The following is a 21,574-nucleotide window of genomic DNA, read 5'->3' as shown; positions in this document are numbered from 1 at the left end:
AGAAATGATTGTGAACAGGGTTAATATAACCGAGGGATTATATATTAAAAAAAATTAAAGTCAAAGTAACTACACAAATATAACGGACTTTTATGCGATTTGCGCCACTCTGTTCGCTGAGCAACCACAAAAGGGGGGGGATCATTCCATCCCATATGCGCAGGTGGCAATTTGTTCCGCCTGCCAGAGCAGGTCATAGTTCCGGGGGTCGTTCCATACCATTTGCGAAAGAGGCTTCGGCAAACTCAGTGGGGCAGTTTCGGGGAACGGCATGGCGGTTGTATTCGCCAGGAGTGAAACAGTCGTATTCCAACGGTTTCATCGCATTGAAGAGAGTCAGGGGCCTGGTCGCGGGCCCGTGAATACGTTACGGGAGCAACATATTCATAATGTCGTTTTTACACCGGACACGGTGGTGAAGGGGGGGTGCTGAAAGCAGGCAGCGCCGGGGGGATTCGGGAAAAAGCGGGAGATCAGCTGTCCAGGATTTTCCGTGCGATATTCTCCCAGACATCCGGGCTGTTGAGGGTTTCTCCGATCGGGGTGGATGCCGCTTTTTCAGCAGACTCCGTTTTGGCCTGATCGAATTCGTTCAGCTGTGCCTTCATGGTTTTCACCCGCTCGAAGGCAGCCTGTGCCTGTTTGTCGTACTCGGATCTGGCAAACAACACCTCATTCTTCTTGAAGTTGTAACCATCGAGTGTAACCTTATCGGCGGCATTGCCTTTGGCGTCTGCGGCTGAGGACACACCGGTGGCTTGCGCTTTTTGTCCGGCGGCCTGTGTTCCGTTAAGGTGGGTTGAGAGTTTGTTTATATCCATAGCCTTCTGCTATTATTTACTTGTCTGATAATACGAAATATCGGGTGTTCCCAAAAGGTGGTATCGGTCATCGGCTCTGCGCCGCTTGTAGGCATCACCCATAACTTCTTCCTTGCCGTTCATGAGCTTTTCCAATGCCGGCTGGATGGTTTCATGCAGTTTGCGGTAGACACGAAACTTTTCAACCAGTGTATCCTGCTCTTCCGGAGTGAAAGCCGAGGGCTCCACATTGTCGGTGAGAGGGTCGAGTTCCGCAATCATGCTGCCTCGCTGCTGCATCAGTTCTTCGATCGCATCGATGGAGGAGTGTTCGTCTTCCACCAGCTCCAGCAGTTTGCCGCTGGTGGCGTTCAGTTCATCCAGTATGTTCATTATGGGGCTCATAGGATACTTTTGAATCAGAACATGCCCAGACGCTGCTGGAACATCATTACCTGGTTGAACTGATCTTCACCCTGGGTGATGATCTGCTGAAGTTTGGCAAACTCGGCCCGCTGCCGCTGCTCATACTGCTCGAGGTGTCGGTCCTGTGCGGCGATACGATTATCGAGCCGGCTGAGCTGCTGGTCGATGCCGTCTTCCATGGAGGCGATGATGCCGGTACGGGCTTTTGTAAAGGATTCGGCTTGCTCCAGCATCAGGTTGATGGGAGATTCCTCGCTGGTAAAAAATGCCTGAACTTCTCCGGGGCGCTCCGCAAGAACCTCATCGAGTTTTTCCGAGTCGTCTACCCGCATGGTGCCGTCCTTGTCAAAACTGATCCCCATGTCGGCAAGCCTGCCAACCTGGCCGGGCTCCATGCCATCCATGGACTGGAGTCCGATCTGGCGGAGATTCAGAGTCAGGTTTCTGATACCCCGCATATTCTGCAGAGCACCCCTGCGGTCACCTTCCGCGTCGATAAAGGTCCGGTCGCGGATGGTTTTGTTCATTTCATTAAACGCGGAAACAAAGCTGTTGACGTTGGAGCGTGCTTTCTCCGTGTCGCGCTGCACGGACATCTGTTCGGTTTCGGTGGTGGTACGCAGCAGTTCGAAATTAAGACCGGTAACGGCGTCGTCCACCAGGTTGTCGGCCCGTTCAAACGTCACTCCGTCGATCGTAAACCGTGCATCCAGCTCCATTTGATCGACCAGATGATGCATGGCAAGTACCTGGTCGTCTCCGCTGCCGTTGATGATGGTATCCAGGACGCCGTCGGCATCACTGAACTGAATCCGGTTCTCGTGGCCGGTGTTCAGACTCTGGATGGAAAACTGAACTTCGTCATTGTTTACCTGGAATACGTTCGCCTGGGCGTGATCACCGAAATGCTCGGTAATTTGGGAGGCGAAGGCGTCCAGAATTTCGTGGTTGGTCATATCGACCATATTACCGTCGCCGTCGTCCTTCTGAGTTTCGAGGGTGATGGTCTCGGTCTGGTCGCCAATGGTGAGGGTTACCGATCCGCTGCCGTAGGATGCCAGGTCGGTTCCTTCGGCGGACATAACCTGGGCCAGGGCCACATCCCTTGTTGCCAGGCGTTCCACATCGATATTATAGACCGATGGCCGGTCAATACCACTGGCCGAATTCACCCGTATGGCTTTTTCGTTGGAGGAAGAGGTTTTCAGCGGATGGAAGGCGTTGTTGTCTTTATCCTGCAGTTCCTCCAGTTTGCTGTTGAATTTGGAGATGGAAGAGCTGACGGCTCCCAGGGCATCTTTCCGCTCACGGTGCACACCCTGCTGAGCCTGCAATTTGTACTTGGTCTGGCTTTCAAGTTCGACCAGCTGCTGGACAAATTTTTCGTAAGGATTGGTTGACTGGAAAATATTTCCTACGGAGCTCATAACAGTGAAAACCTTCTATGGTGTAATGAAACCTGATGGCCCTGACTCGTTGTCCCGGTGTCGCACCTGTCGGAGCGGACATGGGGGGACGATCCGGTTTCAGGGCCGGTGTTATACATCAAAAGGTGCCGTTGGCGCTTTGCATGGTGGTTTGGGTGGCGGTTTCTTCCCAGGCTTCCCGCAAGGGTTCCAGGACTTCGCGCACTTCGTCATATTTATGCTGCCGGGCCAGATCCTGACAGTATCGGTACAGGTTGAAAAGCTGATCTGCAGGCTCATGTTCAAAATTCAGTCCCTTGATCAGGGTAGAGAGGATGTCCCTCAGCTTCTGTTGATCCTCCCGGTACGATGCCTGTATCGCCAGATCATATAACTTCACAATGAGTTTGATTGGTGAGGCATTGAGTACCGACTGTCTTTGATATTCAAGTTGTGGATTTCTCATGGGTTGTAAAATCTGGATAACGGTTGGTTACCCGGTTTATCGGATTTTTTGAAAAAAAACTTAACGCCCAGAACGTTAGGATCTTTTAAACAAAACGACACCCGCACGATTCACGGCACGGACAGGATCATCAGAGCAAAACTTGTGCCATAAAGGGTGGCACATTATTTGTAAAGAGAGAGGGGGGGCGGAAGGCCGCGGTATCGAAGGCCGCTGCCCCGGACAATGGTTCATCCGTGGTAGCGGGCAGTTGATTTGCCCGGCGATACCACACAGTTAATTAGGGATGATGGCGGGCCGGATTGCGATCCTGTGTCCCTTTCCCGCTATCAAAAAACGATCCGATGAAATTACAGCTCGAACGCGCAATAGCCCTGTTAAACAGCAAAAAACCGAATACGGACAAGGCCATCCAGGCTCTCAGGCCCTTGTTGAAGAAAAAGAAGAAGTCTCCCTGGCCGGTCTGGCACTACATGGGTGTAGCGCTTATCAGCAAGCGGGAATACGGAAAAGCAGTGCCTTATTTGCAGGAGGCACTGAATCGTGGCTCCGATGAACCGGAAACCTGGCATTTGCTCTCTCTGGCGTATCTGGAACTGGGCAACCTGGACGAGGCGGTCCGTTGCGGCCGCGAGGCGCTGAAGCGGCGGCCGGATTTCTTCAAGGCGTGGCTTAATCTGGGATCGGTTTACCAGGCTCAGGCCCGGCTGGATGAGGCGCTCAGGTGCTTTCAGCGAGCCAATCAGCTGGATCCGCGCAGTGCGGGGGTGGCTTTCAGAATCGCGTCGATCTACCGTGATCAGGGCGATATAACCAAGGCGCTGGAGCTGTACGATATTGCGGCCAGGATTGACGAGGAGTATTTCGAGGCGATCAGCGAGAAGGCGCGGCTGCTTCAGAAACTGCAGCGGTTTGACGAAGCGCGGGAGGTTCTCAAGGGACTAATCGGGAAAAAGTCGGGCGACCTGGATGCGCGCATCACCCTGGCCGAAATCGACCGGGTGGAAGGTGCCTATGCGGAAGCAATTTCCCGCTATGAGGAGATTTTGTCCGAGTACCCGACCTTTGCGGCAGTACGGGTAAACTATGCGCTGGCTTTGCAGGAGATCGGCCGCTTCAACGAATCCGAGCGGAATTACCTCCGGGCGCTTGCAGATCAGCCGGAGTCGGTAGAGTCGTTTTCCAACTACCTGATGGGGCTGCACTACAACCCCGAGCGGAGCCGGCAAGAAATTTTTGAGCAGCATTTGCGATGGGATGAGCAGTTTTCACCGAAAGTGCGTCCGGCCAGACCGGTGCCGTCTGATCAAAACCCCGACAGAAAGTTGCGGATCGGCTTTTTGTCGGGTGGTTTTTGGCGGCACCCGGTCGGCTGGATGATTACCTCGGCCCTGGAGAACCTGCCGAAGGAGCAGTTTGAAATCTATTGCTATACAACCAACAACCTGTCTGATGCCATCACCCGGAGAATCCACGCGGTGACGGACAGCTGGAAGTCGGTGTTGGGGTATCGGGATGAGGTGATCGCCGACATGATCCGCGACGACGGAATCGACATACTGGTGGAGCTCTCCGGTCATTCGGCAGATAACCGCCTGAGGACAGTGGCCCTTGAGCCGGCACCGGTCATCGTGAAATGGGTGGGCGGATTGTTCAATACCACCGGACTGCGGGCCATGGACTATCTGATCACCGACCACCATGAGACACCGGAAGGGGTAGAGGAACTTTATACCGAGAAGCTGGTGCGCATGCCGGACGACTACATCTGCTTTTTGCCACCGGAATATGCCCCTGAAGTCAATGAACTGCCGTCCGCGGGGGATGGTGCCGTAACGTTCGGCTGCTTTAACAATCCGACGAAAGTAAATTCGGTGCTGCTGGAGCAATGGGCGGAAATCATGAAGCGTGTTCCGGGCAGCCGGCTGCTGCTCAAGAGCAAGCAGTACGATACGGAAATTTTCACGCGGCGGATTGTCGGGCAGATGGAATCGCTCGGGATCGAGAAGGATCGCCTGCTGTTTGAGGGTCAGTCGCCGCATGACGAGCTGCTGGGGAAATACCATGAGGTGGACATCGCGCTGGATCCCTGGCCGTATTCGGGTGGATTGAGTACCTGCGAGGCTCTGTGGATGGGTGTGCCGGTGGTGACGCTGCCGGGACCGACTTTTGCGGGCCGCCATTCGGCGACACATCTGGTTAATGCGGGCTTGCCGGAGATGGTTACGGGCAGTTGGGAGGACTATGTGGAGAAGGCGGTGGCGCTGGCTTCGGATAAGGAGGCCCTTGCGGAGCTGAGGGCGGGACTGCGGGAGCGTGTGCGGTTGTCGGCGCTGTGTGATGGTGGGCGGTTTGGTGCGCACCTGACGGCGGCGTTTCGCGAGATGTGGAAGCAGCGTGTGGCAGGATGGGAGTCCGGTCGCGATGACTGGCGGGATCACATCACGATAGAGGCGCTGGAAGAAGCGGCAGTGACGGAGACGGCGAAAGTGGCGAAGACGGCGAAAGTGGCGAAGAGTGCCGACGCACTGTCAAACGGGCACGAGACCCATCCACAGAAAAAAAATGGAAGCGTGGCGGAAGCGGACGCGAGCCATGGGCTTGAAAACAGGAACGGTCACGATCGCATTGATGAACATGAAGGCGAAGGTGTTGGGCCGGATAGCGGTGTAAACGGCTTTGTGAAGGAATCCGCGAAGGAGGTCTGGAAAATTGAGACGAAAGACGAGGTGACCATTTGCACGCCGGCGGATCTGAATATGCTGACCCCGTATGTGCTGTTGGAGCAGGAGCAGTGGTATGAGCCGGAGCTCCAGTTTGTGCGGGAGTACCTCAAGCCGGGCATGAATGTGGTGGATGTGGGCGCCGGGTTCGGGGTGTACGCGTTGCCGATGGCGAAGAAAGTGGGTCCGGATGGGAAGGTGTATGCGTTTGAGCCGGGGGTAATGGCGCGCAGGCATTTGGAGATGAGCAAGCTGGAGAATGGGTTGGATCAGGTCGAGGTGATCGGCCGGGCGGTTTCGGAAACATCGGGCAAAGCTGTTTTGCAAACGGGCAAGACTCCGGAGGAGAGCACGATTGTCGCTGATGGGCAGGGTGACGAGGTGAGTCTTGTGACACTGGATGCCTGGTGGGAGTTTGAGGGGCGTCCGGAGGTGGATGTGATCAAACTGGATATCAATGGATTGGAAGCAGGAGTTCTGGCCGGGGCGGAAAGTTTACTACGGAGTGCCTCGCCTGTGATTATCCTCGCATTGAACGGCGATGCTCCGAGTCGTTATAAGGTTTTAGAGTCATTGCAGAATTCGGGATATGCGATTTATGAGTATCTGAATCATTTGAAACTGATGATTCCACACGATCTTAAGGCGCCGGCGAATGGTTATCTGCAAAATTTGGTGGCATTGACGCAAAACAAGGTGGAAGTATTGCAGGCGGAAGGGTGGATTCATGATGAGCAGGTCAAGCCGAATACTCCGGATGAGGGTTTGTGGAAAGAACATTTCAGCCGTTATCCGTGGACCTCGCCATTGATGGAAAAGTGGAAGGAGAATTCGTTACGAACGGGAAATAAAGAGTATTATCGGGCAATTGGCTATATCTGTGCGGCCGAGACAGTTGGGGTTTCAGGGTCGGAACGTGCAGCGCTTTTGCTTGATGCTGCCGGAATATTAATCGAGCGTTACAACAAGGGGTATACGGGTGCGGAACTTTCCCTTACTCTTGCCAGGGTCTTAAACATTCTTGGAAGGAGGCAGCAAGCGGTCGAGGTCATGAAGAAGCTGATGCAGACCAGTAAGATGGGCGAGAATATCACGGTAGACCTCCCATTACTGTTTCCTGTGCATGATGTTTCCGCTGATAGGGGCAGTGACGACCATTTGACCTGGCTGAGAATCAAGCTGATTGACTCTTGGCTGCAGCTCAAGATGGTTTCAGGTTATCACATTGGGCAACAGGATAAAAAGATACTTGATGTTCTGGGAGATGATAAATCCAACCATGAGAACACTGCCAGAAATTATGCCCTGTTGAGCAGAAAAGGGGACTTGAATGGAGAGGCCGATGCGTCCGGAAGTTTTTCAGCCGACTTCACATCACGGAGAAATGACTGGTTTTGGAGCATGAATAAAAAAGTATCAGGGGCTGGTCAGGTAAGAAAGGAATCCAAAGTCTTGGATGTCGTTGAAATAAGTGCGAAGGATACCCGCCGAACCAATGGTTTGGCGGGTAACCGCCTAACTCATTTGCATTTTGTAGTTCCGGGCGTTCAGGGAGGAGCTCATGGGCTCCATCTGAAAAGAGCAAAACAGCTTGCGAACGAGGTGAAATCAAGGGGTATAAATACCGATGTAGTATCGGCTTCAGATTCAAATTTCTTTGAAAAAGTAGTTGTACAGTCCAACACTCCCGGTCACGCTTTCTTTGCAGGGGTAATGGGCTATGACTTGTGGGTGCATGCCGATATGAATGTAAACGGTAATGTGTTTGATCTTTTGAATTCCAGGGTTTTTGGGTTTATCGGTGACCATCCCTACACCCGGTTCATGTGGAATCGTTTGAGCCGCAGTGCAAAGAAAACGGTGTTTTTCACTTCCTGCCGGTCGATTGCAGACGAGTATCAGGCGCTATATCCTGGGAAGGCCCAAACGGAGGTGTTGAATAATCCGCCTCCCATGAGCCCTGTTATACCAGAAAAAGATCTTAAACCGATTTCAGAACGGGAAGTTGATATTCTTGTGCCGTGGGGGATCCACAAGTTTCTGACTCAAAAAGTGAGTTTGAAAGCTCAGTTGCAAGAGCTTGGTCAGGATGCAAAGAAAGTGGGTATTGAGACCTACCGAAGATCAAAGAATGATTACTCCTCGTCGGTGTTTACTCATTTCTGTGAGTCGATGAGGGTGTCGGGATACACAAGCTACGAGTTTTCGACTCCGTCAACAGAGGATGATTTCCGGTGGATGAGTGTTTTGAGTCTGGTGGATTGGTATGTGAGGATGGAAAGAAGGTTTGAAATGCTTGGAGAACTATCAGATGTCGAATCTGCAAGGAAGATAGTAGTAACGGCCCATCCGGATGCTGCGGATATGATTCCAACCCTGAAAAAAGCAGGAAATATCCGCTGGATTGGAGAGGTCTCGATGCAAAAGCTGGATGAATTGTATCGCAGCACAAAGGTTGTGCTCAACTGTGACCCCGGGTTTCCTGACAAGGTACACGAAAGAGTGCGTAACGCTCTGGTCTCCGGGAGCTGTGTTCTTTCCGATCACAATTCCGAACTGGAAAAAGTCTTTGGGAATGGCAGTGGGATACTAATGACCGGGCAGAGGAGCGGTGAGCTTAAAGAGCTGTTGAGTCTGGACGACAAAAAATTACAAAGTATCGCAAGCCAGGGGCGTGAAGTGGTTCTTGAGAAGTTCACGCTTGAGAACTATGCCGGTCAGCTTGTGGAAAAAATAAATCGTCATATTCGGGGATAAAATAGCTATGACTGATTTCCTGAGAGATAATGATATAGATTATCCAGCTTCATTGGCCGGAGGAAGTTCCGATTTGAAGGAGGAGCTCGGGACAGATCACAATTTGCCAGTCGAAACAAGCCGACTAGCTGCCATGCAGCCATATTTTTTTCCTTATCTGGGTTATTTTCAGTTGGCAAATGCAGTCGATCAATTTGTTTTTCTCGATGATGTAAGCTTTATCAAGAGGGGATGGATCAACAGAAATAGAATTCTGGTCAATGGAGAGGGGAAATACCTCACTATTCCCTGTTTTAACCCATCACAAAACAGATTGATAAATGAAATTGAACATCGTTTGGATGGAAAAGGTAAAAGAAAGCTGCTGTTAACCATCCGTCATGCCTATGGCAAAGCCCCCTTTTTTACTGAAGTGATGACTTTAATTGAGCAAGTACTTGATACAGATTCACCGTACATCCAGAATCTGGCCGAGAGAAGTGTAGAGGTGTGTGCCCGGTATCTGGGCATTGAGTGCCGGTTTTACAGAAATTCCGTTACGAACGGCAATAGCCAACTGAAAGCACAAGAACGGATTATTGATATCTGCTGTAAAGCTGGGGCGCAAGTTTACATAAACCCTGCCGGAGGTAAAAAGCTTTATAATAAAAGTGATTTTAGAGACCAAGGCATTGATCTAAGGTTTATCAAACCTAAGCCGGTTGAATATAATCAGTTTGGAGATAAGCATATCCCGTGGTTATCCATTATTGATGTCCTGATGTTTAATGGTAGAAGAAATTCCGCGGACTTACTAGAGGCTTATCACCTGGAGCAGGCATAATGAAAGCAATCATACTGTGTTCCACCAATGGAAGCGTATTATCGAAGACACTTGAGCAGAGTCTGTATCTTCGGAAGAAAATATCTGCGATAGTCACAGACAGGCCATGTGGTGCCGAGGATATTGCGCGTTTTTACGGGATTGATCTTGTTCCATTGTACAGCAAAACCGGTGAAGCGTTTTCAGATGCGATCTGCAAGGCTTTTTCACTGACCAGAGAGGATCTGATTATTTCTTTTTATACCAGGCTCCTGAAGGGAAGGTTACTTCAGCAAATGAAGGGCAGGATTCTCAACTTTCATCCATCAATATTACCGGCTTTTCCGGGTCTTGGTGGTTTCGAAGATACACTGAAGAGTGGAGCCAGGTTTATGGGAGCTACTGTTCATTTGGTTGATGAAGGAATGGATACCGGACTTCCGGTTATTCAATCAGCGCGCCCCATTGATCCGAATCTCCCGGTGAGTGTGAACCGTCACAAAATCTTTTTGGATCAGTGTCGAATGTTGCTTCAGGTTGTCAGGTGGTTTGATGCCGGACGTGTAAGGTGTCAGGAGGATGGAGTTTATATAGATGGTGCAACATTTGAGTGTGGTACTTATTCACCAAGTATTGATGACGTTGAGGCTCAAAGAATGACCATTCCGCATCCTGTATCTCCTGGTACATCTAAAAATGAAATCTCTGGAGAAAAGTACAATGAAGTCACAAGCCATTACTGATCTGAGAAACCGAGGTGGACATCCCCTCTCACTTCTTTACAGCGAGATTTACTCTGCAGCTGTACTGACTGGTCGTCTTCAACACGGGAGGTCACAACCCGGATTTAGTCTGAAAGGTGCGTCACCGTTTTATCTTTCCGCACTGGCTGGTTTCAGGCACGGTTTGGAAAAGCCTGATGTATTTGATGTGATCCGGGATGTACTTAGGGTCTATTATGAAAAGGTGGTTCCGGAACATGCAGCTGAATGGTTGGGGATGCAGGTAGCTGAAAGTCATGTTTTCCGCCAAAATCCACCTTGGGCAGCTGTATTTCCATGGCGTGCACGCTCGATTGAGTCATACAGGCAAGCTTATGAAAAGGCAGCTATAGAAGAGAATCGCTCAGTAGGCATTATGGACAGAGACATTCAAGACGGGTGGTTGTTTTGTGGGCCCGTATCTGAGGCCAAAATGGATGTTGAAGCCAGGCGTATTGGCAATGTGCTAAAAAGTATCAAAGATCAAAGCTACTGCCGGTCGGATGAAAGTGACGGTGATGCCAGAGCGACAGCTCTGGTTAAAAGTAATGGTGAGTGGCGCTGGTTACTGACAGCTGGAAATCATCGGGCAGCCGCGGCCTCAGCGTTGGGATATGATAGCATTCCCATAAGAGTAAACCTGGTTATTGACAGAGAGCATGTAGATTTTTGGCCCCATGTGCGTAATGGGAATTATACCAGAGAACAGGCCCTGGAATTTTTTGACAGAGTTTTTGAGGCTGAATCACCACCGATTACAAAGAGTTGGAATCAATTTGTACTACGGGAGCTTGCAGCGGTAGCTGTGTGTGACTGACACTCTTTTCCTTCTACAAACTTGCCGCCTTCATCAAAACCTTCGAAAACCTGAAATATAGAGAGTGCGCCTTCTTCTGCAATAGCAGTCGGCACATCTTTTTTTGATCCTGAAGATTTAGCCCGTTAAACATGGGCAGGCAGAGAATTCGCTTTGAAACGGACTGGCTGACGGGCGTATCCTGCTTTTTCAGGTAAGGCAACTCTGAAAGCGAAGGATGGAAATAGCGTCTTGGGTAAAACCCGTTTGCTTCCAGACGTTTTATCATTTCCAGAAGGGTCTCCTCATTTTCAAATAGTATCGGAAAGTAGGAGTAGTTTATTTTTGTGCCGGATTCAGGCTCTTGCAACTGAATATCGAGATCCATCAGCAGTTTTACGTACGTCAGGTACTGATGCTCCCGCTCTGAGAGCAACTGATCAGCGTATTTCAGATTGCAAAGACCCATAGCGGCGTGAAACTCGGAGTTTTTCCCGTTTATCCCAGGGTTTGCATGTTCAGCATTGGTGTTGTACCCAAAATTGCGAAGTGATGCGACTCTTTCTGCCAGCTTTTCATTTTGGCATACAATACCCCCTCCCTCAATGGAGTGAAATACTTTGGTTGCATGAAAACTTATGGTACTGATGTCCCCGTAATTCAGGACAGATTGCCCCTTGTATTTTGTGCCGAAACAGTGGGCGGCATCATATATCACTTTCAGGTCATGCTTCTCCGCGATCCTGGATATGGCATCGATATCACAGGGATTACCAAAAACATGGGTGGCAAGTATTGCCGAGGTATCTGCAGTTATCGACTCTTCAATTTGTGAAGGATCAATGTTCAGTGTTTTCGGGTCGATATCTGTGAAAACCGGCTTACATCCTTCCCAGAGAATACTGTTTGTTGTAGCAACAAAAGAAAATGGTGTGGTTATGATCTCTCCTTTCAAATCAAGAGCTCTTATGGCCAACTGAAGTGCCGTTGTTCCGCTGCTGACGTAGATTAGGCTATTAAAACCAAGGTACGATGCCATCTTCTGCTCAAACTTTTTGACGAGCGGACCATTGTTGGTCAGCCAGGTACGTTCCCATATCTCGTCGAGATAGGCCTGGTACTCTTCTTTTGGCGGTAAAAACGGCTTGGTTACAGGTATCATAACATTTTGCTTTATTGCAACATTGTTATTGTTATCAGCAAAAAGTGTACCTGCTTAAATCCCGAAGTTCTATTATTGGGCTAAAAAGACCTGTCCGGAGGATATAACTAAACAGTTCAGCGCAGACCGGCATTGATTTGATCTCAATTATCCCTTATATATTACCTCATAGTTATTAATCAGCGCATCCGCCCATGGGTCAGGACCCTTACAAACTTGCTACTCAATCATCTCCTGTGGGTTACACATGGCAAAAGATCTGTTATGGGGATGACGGGGCTCCGGCCGATCTCTCGGTTCTTGAAGCGAATCCCGCTTTTGAAGAACTGACCGGCTTGAAAGCTTCTGAAATCACTGACCGGAGCGCCTTCGAGGTTTTTACGAAAATCCTGGATGAAGAAACAGACTGGTTCGCTTTATTTGGAAGAGCTGCAGCAGATCGAAAGCCGCAGGTTTCGGAGGTGTACAGCCGGCCGCTCGGCAAGTGGTTCCGGATCGCGTTAAGCGCTCCTGTTGAAGGCCATCTATCCGCATTTTGGATGAATATTACCGATAGCAAGCGTGTTGAGGAAGAACAGACTCTGCTGCTTGACAACATCAGCACACAAATATGGTATCTGGTCGACCAGGAACATTACGGGAAGGTTAACCAGGCACATGCCGACTTCCTGGGCCTGACCAAGGAACAGGTTGAAGGTAAAAGCCTGTACGAACTGCTCAGCAGGGATGAAGCGGATCAGTGCCTGATCGCCAACAAACTGGTTTTTGAATCGAGGAAGCCGGTTGTCACCGAGGAGTGGGCGGCGAACAGCCGTGGAGAAAAACGCCTGTTGCGCATCAGCAAAAAGCCAAAGCTGGATGCGCTGGGGAGTGTCGTGTTTGTCGTCTGCTCCGCCGAGGATGTGACCGAACAGCAGCGGGCGATGGAAGCCGTCACGGAAAGTGAGCAGAAGTTTCAGAGTATTTTCAGACATACCCCGCTTGGACTGTTTCATTTTGACAGCAATGCCGTTATTACGGATTTCAATGAAAAATTTGTTGAGATTATCGGGTCGTCACAAGAGGCGTTGACCGGGCTTGATATGCAGAGATTACCTGACCGGAAACTCGTAACGGCGATACAGGGCGCGTTACATGGCGAACGGACCTCCTATGTAGGCGAATACGCCTCAACCACCGCAGATAAGGTGACTCCCGTGCGGGCCTTTTTCGCACCCGTATACTCCTATCATCAAACCGTTTCGGGCGGTATCGGAATAGTGGAGGATGTGACCGAACGGAAAATGGCGGAATACGCTCTGAGGGAAAGCGAAACCAAGTACCGGTCACTGTTCGAAGACTCTCCCATATCCCTCTGGGAACAGGATTTTTCCAAAGTAAAAAAACGTCTGGACAAGATTACGCGCAGACCCGTTTCCGACTTGCGCGCTTATTTTCTGAGCAGGCCAAAACTGGTGCGGGAACTGGCGGCTGAAGTTATCGTGCTGAACGTCAACCAGGCGACCGTCCGGCAGTACAACGCAAACTCGAAAGAGGAGTTTTTGGAAGGGATACACAAAGTTTTTACGGATGAATCCTATACAGCGTTTATCGAGGCACTGGTACTGATCGCACGAAAGGGGAAAGAGCTCACCCTGACCAAAAAGCATAGAACACTGGATGGCCGCTTGTTGGATGTGCACCTTTACTGGGCGGTTGCGCCGGGTTTCGAGGATGACTATTCCCGTGTTATAACCAGTGCGATCGATATCACCGAGCAAAAGCAGGCCGAACAGATCATCCGAAAAAACCTTCACGAAAAAAACGTACTGCTATCTGAAATCCACCACCGGGTGAAGAACAATCTGGCGGTCATCTCCAGTCTGCTTACCCTGCAGGCCGACTTCAACCGGCCCGGGTCAATGCAAGCCTTTCTTGAAAACACCCGGAACCGGATCCATTCGATGGCGCTGGTTCATGAACTGGTTTATGAAACCAGCAATTTCGCGGAGATTCGTTTTGATCATCTGCTGCATCGGCTGGTTGCCAGCCTGAAAAAGATATATCACAATGAGCGCAGGAATATTTCCGTAACGGTCACGTCCGAGGATGCCATGCTCGACCTGAACCTGTCGGTGCCCTGTACGCTTCTGGCTAACGAGCTGCTGTCCAATGCTTTTCTACATGCGTTCGAAGGGCGTGATGCCGGTGCCATCGAGGTGGAGCTTCACAAGAATAAAAAGGAATACCGGTTGGTGGTCAGTGATGACGGCAAAGGCGTGTCGAATCCAGTGATGCTGGAAAATCCGTCTTCTTTTGGATACACCATCATCCACGGCCTGGTGAAGCAACTCGGCGGTTCCATCCATGTGGACGCATCCGGCAGCGGACTCCGGGTCGAAGTTCGTTTTAGTGACGGAAGCAGAGGCCGTGCTGCACGTGCCCGGAAATGACACTTGAGCGTCGCCGGCTCTTCCTCTGCCTGTTTGACCCGGATTCCGGTTTCGTCGCCTGAGGGTGCATAATTCCTCTGCCGCCTCCGGGGCGGAGGCCTGAAGGAATCTGAGTGCTAAAGCTTGCGGTGCTGCAGGGAAGGCAGCTTTTTTCTGGTCTCGCGAATCAGGTTCAGGTCAATGGCCGCCATGATAACGCCTGTGTCGGTGCCGGCATCCGCCAGGATATTACCCCACGGGTCGATGATCATGGAATGGCCATGGGTCGTGCGGGATTCTCCATGCAGCCCGGTCTGCGCAGGAGCCGCCACATAGGCCGTGTTCTCAATCGCCCGGGCTCTTAACAGCACCTCCCAGTGGGCCTCTCCGGTTGGCCGCGTGAACGCCGATGGGACACATAATACGTCGGCATGTTGACCGGCAAGCTCCCGGTATAGCTCGGGAAACCGGACATCATAGCAGATGGACAGGCCGAAGCGCGCTCCACCGTATGGCGACGATTTCCTTTCACCAAGGCTGGTATGGCAGACCACCGGAGCAATCCGTCCGGCTTCAACCAGCTCCGACTCCCGGTAGCTCTCTTCCACCGACAACGAAATGTCGAAAAGGTGAATTTTGTCGTATTGGGCCAGCAGGGCGCCATCCGGCCCGAACATCACCGAGCGGTTGTACACTTTTCCGGAATCGGCCCGTGCCGGAAATCCACCCGCCATCACATATATCCGGTGGCGCGCCGCCCATTGCGGCACTTCCTGCATAACCCGGCGCTCAATCGATTCCGCCTGCCGGTGTTTCTCCGTATCGTCTCCCAGAAAAGCGAAATTCTCGGGTAAAAGCACACAACGGGCCTTTTTTTCGACGGCTTCTTCAACCATCCGTTCGGCCCGGGCCAGGTTCATGCCGGCATCCGGCTGACTGTTCATCTGGAGTGCGGCGATAAGGAAGGAATCCATAAAAAACGAATGTAAACGGGTTAAGGGTCTGTGTGCGTGTGCCGATAATAACGAATATAACCGCAGGTTTTCAGCCGGTATCGAAGCCATTGTGAGAGCAGCGGCTTCCATGATTTATGTACGCCGGTTAAGTATTATTGCGAAACAGAAAAATGGCGGGAATCCGGATGGGATGCAATGTTTCGGGTATCGAAATCCCATGACTGTTTCGGTTTTTTAATGCGAAACATCCCGAATAACAGTTCAATTCAAAAAGGATAACAGAATGTCACAAGCTGCCAGGTACCGTCCACAACCGGTCGATCACGAACGGGAATTTCGAATTGATGAACTGTTTTTCTCACTTACCGACTCGAAAGGGAAGATCACCTTTGCCAATGAGGTGTTCACCAGGCTGAGCGGATGGAAAGAGAATGAGTTGGTAGGGAGTCCGCATAATATAATCCGCCATCCTGACATGCCGAGGGCGGTTTTCTACCTGATGTGGGAATACCTCAAAGCCGGGAAATCGTTTGTGGGGTATGTGAAAAACATGGCAAAAGATGGGGCCTATTATTGGGTCATCGCCCTGGTGTTTCCCTGTTCGGGCGGGTACTTTTCAATACGGCTGAAACCGGGCAGCAAGAACTTTGCATACATCCGCAAGCTGTATCTTCGCATGCTATCCGAGGAGAGGGAATACGCGGAACAAAAAGATGACAAACGGGGGATGATGTCGGCCGTCGATCTCTTCTCAAGGCAACTGAAACAGGACGGTTTTGAAAATTACGAAACTTTCATGTGGAAGGCGCTGGAGGATGAAATGCGCTTTCGCGAAGAAGGGCTGAAACGGCAGAACTTCAGCAGAAAAAACCGTGAGGATGCCGTTCCCGAAAAAATCCTGCTCTTTGAATCTCATTTGACCGGGTTGTTTGAGCAGCTCAAGTCATTGAAAGAATTGCATGGCAAACTGACAGAGCATTCTCAATACATCCTGAAACTTTCGAGAACCATCCGGCTGCTCTCCCTGAACGCACAGGTGGGCTCGTCCCGGATGGATGGCGACGGAGCTTCCCTTTCGGCGGTAGCCGGACAGATGGGCGAACAGTCGATGGGTGGTGAGCGCATGCTTGCTGATATGCAGAAACATATCACCTCGCTCAGCAAGTTGCTGGACAAGATGAATTTTGATATCATCACCGCCAAACTACAGGTGGAAATGTCGACCGTCTTCATGAATGAAGTGCACTCAAACGGTGAGGACAGCTACCGGTCGGACATCCCCGTTTCCGGGGTGTTGAAGAATCTTCAGAAAGCGTTTGCTCCCAGACTGCTGCTTGTTGCGGATGAAGTCGGCCGCATCCCCTCTTCACTACGGGACCTGAGAACGCGGGTTTACGAGATTGAACGTTTTCTGTATGTGCTGCGCTTTATCCATAGTGCAGGAAAAATCGAGGTGGCGCGATTGCAGGACGCCACATCGTTTGCCAACACTTTTGCCGAACTGATTCGGGAGGTAAACACGGCCGATGACAAACTGAAAGAACTGACCGGCTATGTAGAGAGAAATCAACAGATGAACAATACGTTTCTGGAGAGCGAACGAGTGCTGTCGGCAGCCAAGGAATTTACAGATCGGTATGCAAAAGAATCGGACAGTGAAACCGATCAACAGGAAACGGACCGCAAGGGTGCAGTACCGGTAAAATCCGATGATTCGGGTTACCGTGAAGAGGGGCACGAAGGCAATGAAACCCCGCCGGCAGATCAGGAAGAGCTGGTCGCCCTGGAAGAGGACCCGGATGATTTTTAAAGGTGTCGGACTGCCTAACTGTTCATGCTGAAATTATCCTCTCCGGGCCCTGAAGTACCGGCCGGTTACTTGCAGGATGCACTTCCCCGGAATTGGTGATATCTTCGGGTATTCACAGATGCCTTAAGGGCACGACTTTAATAGGTCTTCTATGCCGAAGTGGTGTGTTCATAAGGCCTGTGTCGTCGCCAGGATCCCGAAAGAGTTACCCCCTTGATGAGAATACGCCCCGATTTGAAAGAGCGGTGGAAGCACATCCGCAATGATCCCCGCACCAGGACCGCATTGCGGTGGTTGCAGCGTGTGATCGCTCTCGGGATCATCGGACTTATCGCCTATCAGCTAATCGATATCGGGTGGCGGGAAGTACTGCAATCGCTCCCCAGAAACCCCCTGTTCTATCTGCTGTTTCTGTGCATCTATCTGACCCTTCCGGTTGCCGAAATGTTTATCTACCGCCAGGTGTGGCCCCTGCCCAAGCGGAAAAGTTTCCTTGCGTTCCTCACCAAAAAAGTCTACAACCATGAGGTGATGGGCTACTCCGGCGAGTTTTATCTGTTTTTGTGGGGACGCAAACGGCTCGACGCGAGCGACCGCCAGATTTTCCGGAATATTCGGGACAATTCCATCCTTTCGTCGGTGACATCGAATATGCTGACCGTCTTTTTGCTCGCAGGCCTGCTTTATACCGGCAGGATCGAAATGTCACAAATCCTGGGGGATGCCGGCCCGATGCATATTATCGCCGGCACGCTGCTGCTGGTACTGGCGGCACTTGTGCTCTACCGGTTTCGCCGGTATCTGTTCGCGCTGCCTCGCCGCAAGGCGGGGATCGTATTCTCGATCTATGTGACACGCTTTATTCTCCACCACGGACTCCTGATGCTGATGTGGGCCGTCGCGATTCCCGGAACCCCATGGTCGTTCTGGTTTACTTTTCTGGCGCTTTTCGTTGTGGTGAACCGTATTCCGTTCCTGCCCAGCAAAGACCTGGTCTTCATGTGGGCAGGGATTGAATTCGCTCGAATGGGTGATGTGACCCTTGCCTCGATTGCGGCCATGCTCCTGGTCTTCAGCGCGTTGAACAAACTGGTAAACCTGGTATTATTCGCGGCGTTGTCGTGGTTCGGCGATGATCCGGAGCGGGAGCAGGCCCTGAAGGAGCAGACCGCTGCGTAATCCGGCACGGTTTACGGGAAACCTGCCTCTCCAAAAGGGTAAGATTGGCTATTTAGGATATACGGCCGAAGCGAACGATCGCAGCGGAGCATGATTGCTTATGCAACCGGCGATGGACGATACCGGCGGTCCGTCAGTGTTCCCGGTAGATCCGGCTGTCTGTCATTCTTCCCGTTTTCGAAATCGGCTGGCCGATCCATACGTGGCGGCGCGCCACAGCCACTCGAAAGGTCCCATGTAAAAATGCTGCATCCACCAGCGGGCGGCCACCAGCTGCAATGCATAAACGCCCAGCGCCATGAGCAGCATGCCCGGTACCGGAACGCTGCCGTACAGGCCGAGGCCATATCCGTAAAATATGGTGGTCAAAATCAGGGTCTGGGTAAGGTAAACGGTGAGTGACATGCGGCCCGCAGCTGTGATGTAATTCCAGAAAGCGGCATCTTTCCATCGGTAATAGCCGAGAATCAACAGGGATGCGTACGCTGCGATCAGCAGAGGCGAGCCGATGATGGCAAAAATCATGTAGCCGGCAGAGCTCCAATCGGGAAGCATGAGGTCGGTCTGTTGAAACAGCCAGTATTTGGCAATCGCACATGCGATGCCGAGAAGCAGCAGCCAGGGGAGGCGTTTGCGGATTTTAGGGAGCTTTTGTTCCAGATTGGAGAACCATCCGTTACGTCCGGCAAGCATTCCGGCCAGAAACAGGCCCATCAGGTAAAAAATGCCCATGCCGCTGAAGATAAAACCCTGATAGGCAAAACCCAGCTCCTGAAGTCTGATTGGGATCATGGCAATCCAGTTGGATGAGCTGTAGATCTGGTTCGCCGAAAGAGCCATCTGCTCCATTTGTTGCCGGGTCTCATCGAAATCGGCCAGAATCGCATCCCTTGCTTCGGGGATGCTGAGCCCAATCTGCAATAACAGCACCAGCAGGAGCATCAGCAGGATTTGGAAAACGGGGAAGAGAATCATCCACACTTTGACTGTCTTTGTGCTCCGGTTGAGGAACAGCATGAGGAACAGACCCAGCACCGCGTATGGCAGCAGGATATCTCCTGCCCAGAACAGAACGGCGTGGGCAGCACCGATGATGGCCAGGATGAATATGCGTCGGAGGAACAGCGGTCCGGCTTTATATCCTTTGTCACGAGCGCGAGAGGCAAAAATCCAGAATCCGAGTCCGAACAGGAAGGAAAAAAGGGTGATAAACTTCCCCTCGAAAAAGATGGTGATCAGGGTTCGGCCCGCAATACTGGCGGGGTCGGAAAATGGGTGGAGGTCTGTGAGCACCTTGTAAAAGGGGAGTCCCATAAATTGCACATTAACCATAACAATACCGAACAGGGCGAAACCGCGCAGAATGTCGAGCTCGACAATACGGTCAGTGGCGGTGGTGGGGGCAAGCTTGCTCATGGTCAGGAACCGGATCAGGATGTGCGGGAGAAGAAAAACGGATGGTAATGCCACAAAATCGTCAAAATCTACCCAAAAGAATTTTCAAATAAAAGAATGGCCGGCAGTATTTTGGAGGAGGCTGTCCCAAAAAAAAGCCGAATGTCGTCAAGACACCCGGCTTGTGGGGGCTGCCGGCAGGAGCTAGCGGCCGGCAGTTGTGTGTTGTAATAGGATGGATGGGTTATCGGAGAAAACCGAGCACGGACTGCGGACCCATATTTGCCTGTGCAAGGGCGGCGATAGCTGTTTGTTGCAGAATTTGTAGTCGGATCGATTCGCTTTGCGCCCTGGCAAAGTCGGTATCCATGATTCGACTCACCGCCGACCGGTTGGCACTGATGCCGCGCGACAGGGTGACCTCCCGGATACTCAGGGACGATTGTGTGATGCCCACCTGGTTGACGCGCCGTGCCATGCTGTCGATGGCTCCGTCAATAACGGAGAGAAACGAACGAAAATCCGCTGAGGTTGCCCCGGTGGCTCCGTTGCCGAAGACCAGGGACCCCTGCTGACCGGGAGCGCCGCCCGTGGACACCGAAATGTTGCCCGACGTGATGCTGGAGGTATTAAACAGCTGATTGACGTTGACCGCGCTGATGTTGGTTGTGATGGTATCGGAAGCCCGTTCACCTACCTGGAAGGTCAATGTGAGTGATCCCGAAAACGCACTGGCACCGGTAAGTCCCGCCTGTCCGTTGAGCAGGTCGAAATCCTGAAATACCGTCTGGTTGGCGATGTCATTGATATCCTGGCCCAGAGCGGCAATCTGTTTGCCGAGATAGTCCCGTTCGGTGCTGCCCAGGGTATCGTTCGAGGCCTGGGTTGCCAGGGCTTTCATTTCGATCAGGTTGTCCATGATCGTGTCGAAACTGGATTCGGCAATGTCCAGCACAGACTTTGCATCGCCGACGTTCTGCAGGGCCTGGCCAAGTCCCGCGACACGACTGTTCAATTTGGTGGCGATGGAGTAGCCGGCGGCGTTGTCTTCCGCCCGGTTAATGCGCATGCCGGTTGACAGCTGGAGCTGATTGATCGCCAGACTGCGGTTGATGCGGTTCAGCGAAAGCTGGGCGATCAACGACTGAATATTGGTATTCACCCGGTTAAGGTCACCAAAGCTTGACATATGGATTTCCTCTGTGGATAATGGTCAGGCAGCGCCTGCTGCCGGATTTACCACTAAAATCATGTGTAAGGGACCGGGCGAAAGCGCAACCGATGCTGGTAAAGGGAACTACCCATCTCCATTATCGGCTGCCGGTAAAATTTTTTAAGCTGAGCGGGTGGTTTTTTTAATCATCAAATAAAATCGTTTTTCGGAGGAAGTTTCCGGAGTCGTGGCAGGTCCGGCCAACCGACGAATCAATTGATACTCAGATACTCCCTGGTGTGATGAGCATCGGATGGGTGTGCCGAATTTCGGCACATTCCTGTATTGCGTTGCCTGTTACCGCACTTTGTGTGTCCGGCTACATACGGCCTCGGCTACCGTTGTGTGATGGCGGGATGTCAAAAAAAAAGCCGGATGTCGCAGTGACACCCGGCTTTTGAAGGCCGCCGGCAGGAGGTAATCGTGCCAGCAGGAAAGAGTTGCTGCCTGGATCCGTCGGATTATCCGAGGAACCCGAGCACGGACTGCGGACCCATATTGGCTTGTGCCA

15 protein-coding genes are annotated in these 21,574 nt (G+C 51.6%); 7 read left to right on the top strand and 8 right to left on the bottom strand.

The features are described from left to right. Nucleotides 1–473 precede the first annotated feature (473 nt). The 4 genes from QA596_04485 to QA596_04470 form a co-directional block, all read right to left on the bottom strand. Nucleotides 474–821, bottom strand: coding sequence for a hypothetical protein (locus QA596_04485; GenBank protein MDG5766715.1), 348 nt, complete (start codon nucleotides 819–821; stop codon nucleotides 474–476). A 12-nt stretch (nucleotides 822–833) separates the two neighbouring features. Then, nucleotides 834–1,205, bottom strand: coding sequence for a hypothetical protein (locus QA596_04480; protein MDG5766714.1), 372 nt, complete (start codon nucleotides 1,203–1,205; stop codon nucleotides 834–836). A gap of 14 nt (nucleotides 1,206–1,219) precedes the next feature. Further along, the gene (fliD, locus tag QA596_04475) at nucleotides 1,220–2,653 is read right to left on the bottom strand and encodes a flagellar filament capping protein FliD (protein MDG5766713.1); all 1,434 of its coding nucleotides are present in this window, start codon (nucleotides 2,651–2,653) and stop codon (nucleotides 1,220–1,222) included. Between the two features lie 118 nt (nucleotides 2,654–2,771). Continuing rightward, the gene (locus QA596_04470; GenBank protein MDG5766712.1) at nucleotides 2,772–3,098 is read right to left on the bottom strand and encodes a flagellar protein FliS; all 327 of its coding nucleotides are present in this window, start codon (nucleotides 3,096–3,098) and stop codon (nucleotides 2,772–2,774) included. Nucleotides 3,099–3,442: 344 nt separating this feature from the next. Between QA596_04470 and QA596_04465 the strand changes: the two genes are divergently transcribed. The 4 genes from QA596_04465 to QA596_04450 are packed head-to-tail and all read left to right on the top strand — an operon-like array spanning nucleotide 3,443 to nucleotide 10,958. Then, nucleotides 3,443–8,578 (top strand): FkbM family methyltransferase, encoded by a 5,136-nt coding sequence (locus QA596_04465; protein ID MDG5766711.1) that lies wholly within the window; start codon nucleotides 3,443–3,445, stop codon nucleotides 8,576–8,578. A gap of 7 nt (nucleotides 8,579–8,585) precedes the next feature. Further along, nucleotides 8,586–9,401, top strand: a complete 816-nt coding sequence (locus QA596_04460; GenBank protein MDG5766710.1) for a WbqC family protein — start codon at nucleotides 8,586–8,588, stop codon at nucleotides 9,399–9,401. After that, a complete protein-coding gene (locus tag QA596_04455; GenBank protein ID MDG5766709.1) occupies nucleotides 9,401–10,123 on the top strand; it encodes a formyltransferase family protein in 723 nt (240 codons plus the stop codon). Before QA596_04460 ends, QA596_04455 begins: the two co-directional genes overlap by 1 nt. After that, a complete protein-coding gene (locus QA596_04450) occupies nucleotides 10,077–10,958 on the top strand; it encodes a hypothetical protein (protein ID MDG5766708.1) in 882 nt (293 codons plus the stop codon). The genes QA596_04455 and QA596_04450 overlap by 47 nt, the downstream gene beginning before the upstream one ends. Nucleotides 10,959–10,971: 13 nt before the next feature. On the opposite strand, the gene QA596_04445 is transcribed toward QA596_04450, so the two are convergent. Next, complete coding sequence (locus QA596_04445) at nucleotides 10,972–12,099, bottom strand: DegT/DnrJ/EryC1/StrS family aminotransferase (protein ID MDG5766707.1); 1,128 nt, start codon at nucleotides 12,097–12,099, stop codon at nucleotides 10,972–10,974. 194 nt (nucleotides 12,100–12,293) lie between these two features. On the opposite strand from QA596_04445, the gene QA596_04440 reads away from it, so the two are divergent. Beyond that, entirely contained in the window at nucleotides 12,294–14,531 is a 2,238-nt protein-coding gene (locus tag QA596_04440; protein MDG5766706.1) for a PAS domain S-box protein, read from the top strand. A gap of 116 nt (nucleotides 14,532–14,647) precedes the next feature. Here QA596_04440 and QA596_04435 read toward each other — a convergent pair whose 3' ends face one another. Continuing rightward, nucleotides 14,648–15,484, bottom strand: a complete 837-nt coding sequence (locus QA596_04435; protein ID MDG5766705.1) for a carbon-nitrogen hydrolase family protein — start codon at nucleotides 15,482–15,484, stop codon at nucleotides 14,648–14,650. 265 nt (nucleotides 15,485–15,749) lie between these two features. On the opposite strand from QA596_04435, the gene QA596_04430 reads away from it, so the two are divergent. Next, the gene (locus QA596_04430) at nucleotides 15,750–17,276 is read left to right on the top strand and encodes a PAS domain-containing protein (protein MDG5766704.1); all 1,527 of its coding nucleotides are present in this window, start codon (nucleotides 15,750–15,752) and stop codon (nucleotides 17,274–17,276) included. A gap of 213 nt (nucleotides 17,277–17,489) precedes the next feature. Next, nucleotides 17,490–18,455 carry a hypothetical protein gene (locus QA596_04425; GenBank protein MDG5766703.1) on the top strand — a complete coding sequence of 322 codons (966 nt, stop codon included), beginning with the start codon at nucleotides 17,490–17,492 and terminating at the stop codon, nucleotides 18,453–18,455. Nucleotides 18,456–18,617: 162 nt separating this feature from the next. Here QA596_04425 and QA596_04420 read toward each other — a convergent pair whose 3' ends face one another. Then, a complete protein-coding gene (locus QA596_04420; protein MDG5766702.1) occupies nucleotides 18,618–19,871 on the bottom strand; it encodes a DUF418 domain-containing protein in 1,254 nt (417 codons plus the stop codon). Between the two features lie 223 nt (nucleotides 19,872–20,094). Further along, on the bottom strand, nucleotides 20,095–21,039 hold the full coding sequence (locus QA596_04415; protein MDG5766701.1) for a flagellin: 945 nt from the start codon (nucleotides 21,037–21,039) through the stop codon (nucleotides 20,095–20,097). Between the last annotated feature and the right edge of the window lie 535 nt (nucleotides 21,040–21,574).

The organism is Balneolales bacterium ANBcel1, from assembly GCA_029688905.1.
Classification (GTDB): domain Bacteria; phylum Bacteroidota; class Rhodothermia; order Balneolales; family Natronogracilivirgulaceae; genus SLLW01.
This window is presented reverse-complemented; position numbering and strand designations above follow the sequence as displayed.

Coding starts and splice junctions, on each gene's coding strand:
- QA596_04445 (MDG5766707.1), bottom strand. CDS start 12,099: ATGATACCTGTAACCAAGCCGTTTTTACCGCCAAAAGAAGAGTACCAG.
- QA596_04465 (MDG5766711.1), top strand. CDS start 3,443: ATGAAATTACAGCTCGAACGCGCAATAGCCCTGTTAAACAGCAAAAAA.
- QA596_04460 (MDG5766710.1), top strand. CDS start 8,586: ATGACTGATTTCCTGAGAGATAATGATATAGATTATCCAGCTTCATTG.
- QA596_04415 (MDG5766701.1), bottom strand. CDS start 21,039: ATGTCAAGCTTTGGTGACCTTAACCGGGTGAATACCAATATTCAGTCG.
- fliD (MDG5766713.1), bottom strand. CDS start 2,653: ATGAGCTCCGTAGGAAATATTTTCCAGTCAACCAATCCTTACGAAAAA.
- QA596_04480 (MDG5766714.1), bottom strand. CDS start 1,205: ATGAGCCCCATAATGAACATACTGGATGAACTGAACGCCACCAGCGGC.
- QA596_04455 (MDG5766709.1), top strand. CDS start 9,401: ATGAAAGCAATCATACTGTGTTCCACCAATGGAAGCGTATTATCGAAG.
- QA596_04430 (MDG5766704.1), top strand. CDS start 15,750: ATGTCACAAGCTGCCAGGTACCGTCCACAACCGGTCGATCACGAACGG.
- QA596_04440 (MDG5766706.1), top strand. CDS start 12,294: ATGGGTCAGGACCCTTACAAACTTGCTACTCAATCATCTCCTGTGGGT.
- QA596_04485 (MDG5766715.1), bottom strand. CDS start 821: ATGGATATAAACAAACTCTCAACCCACCTTAACGGAACACAGGCCGCC.
- QA596_04450 (MDG5766708.1), top strand. CDS start 10,077: ATGAAATCTCTGGAGAAAAGTACAATGAAGTCACAAGCCATTACTGAT.
- QA596_04420 (MDG5766702.1), bottom strand. CDS start 19,871: ATGAGCAAGCTTGCCCCCACCACCGCCACTGACCGTATTGTCGAGCTC.
- QA596_04470 (MDG5766712.1), bottom strand. CDS start 3,098: ATGAGAAATCCACAACTTGAATATCAAAGACAGTCGGTACTCAATGCC.
- QA596_04435 (MDG5766705.1), bottom strand. CDS start 15,484: ATGGATTCCTTCCTTATCGCCGCACTCCAGATGAACAGTCAGCCGGAT.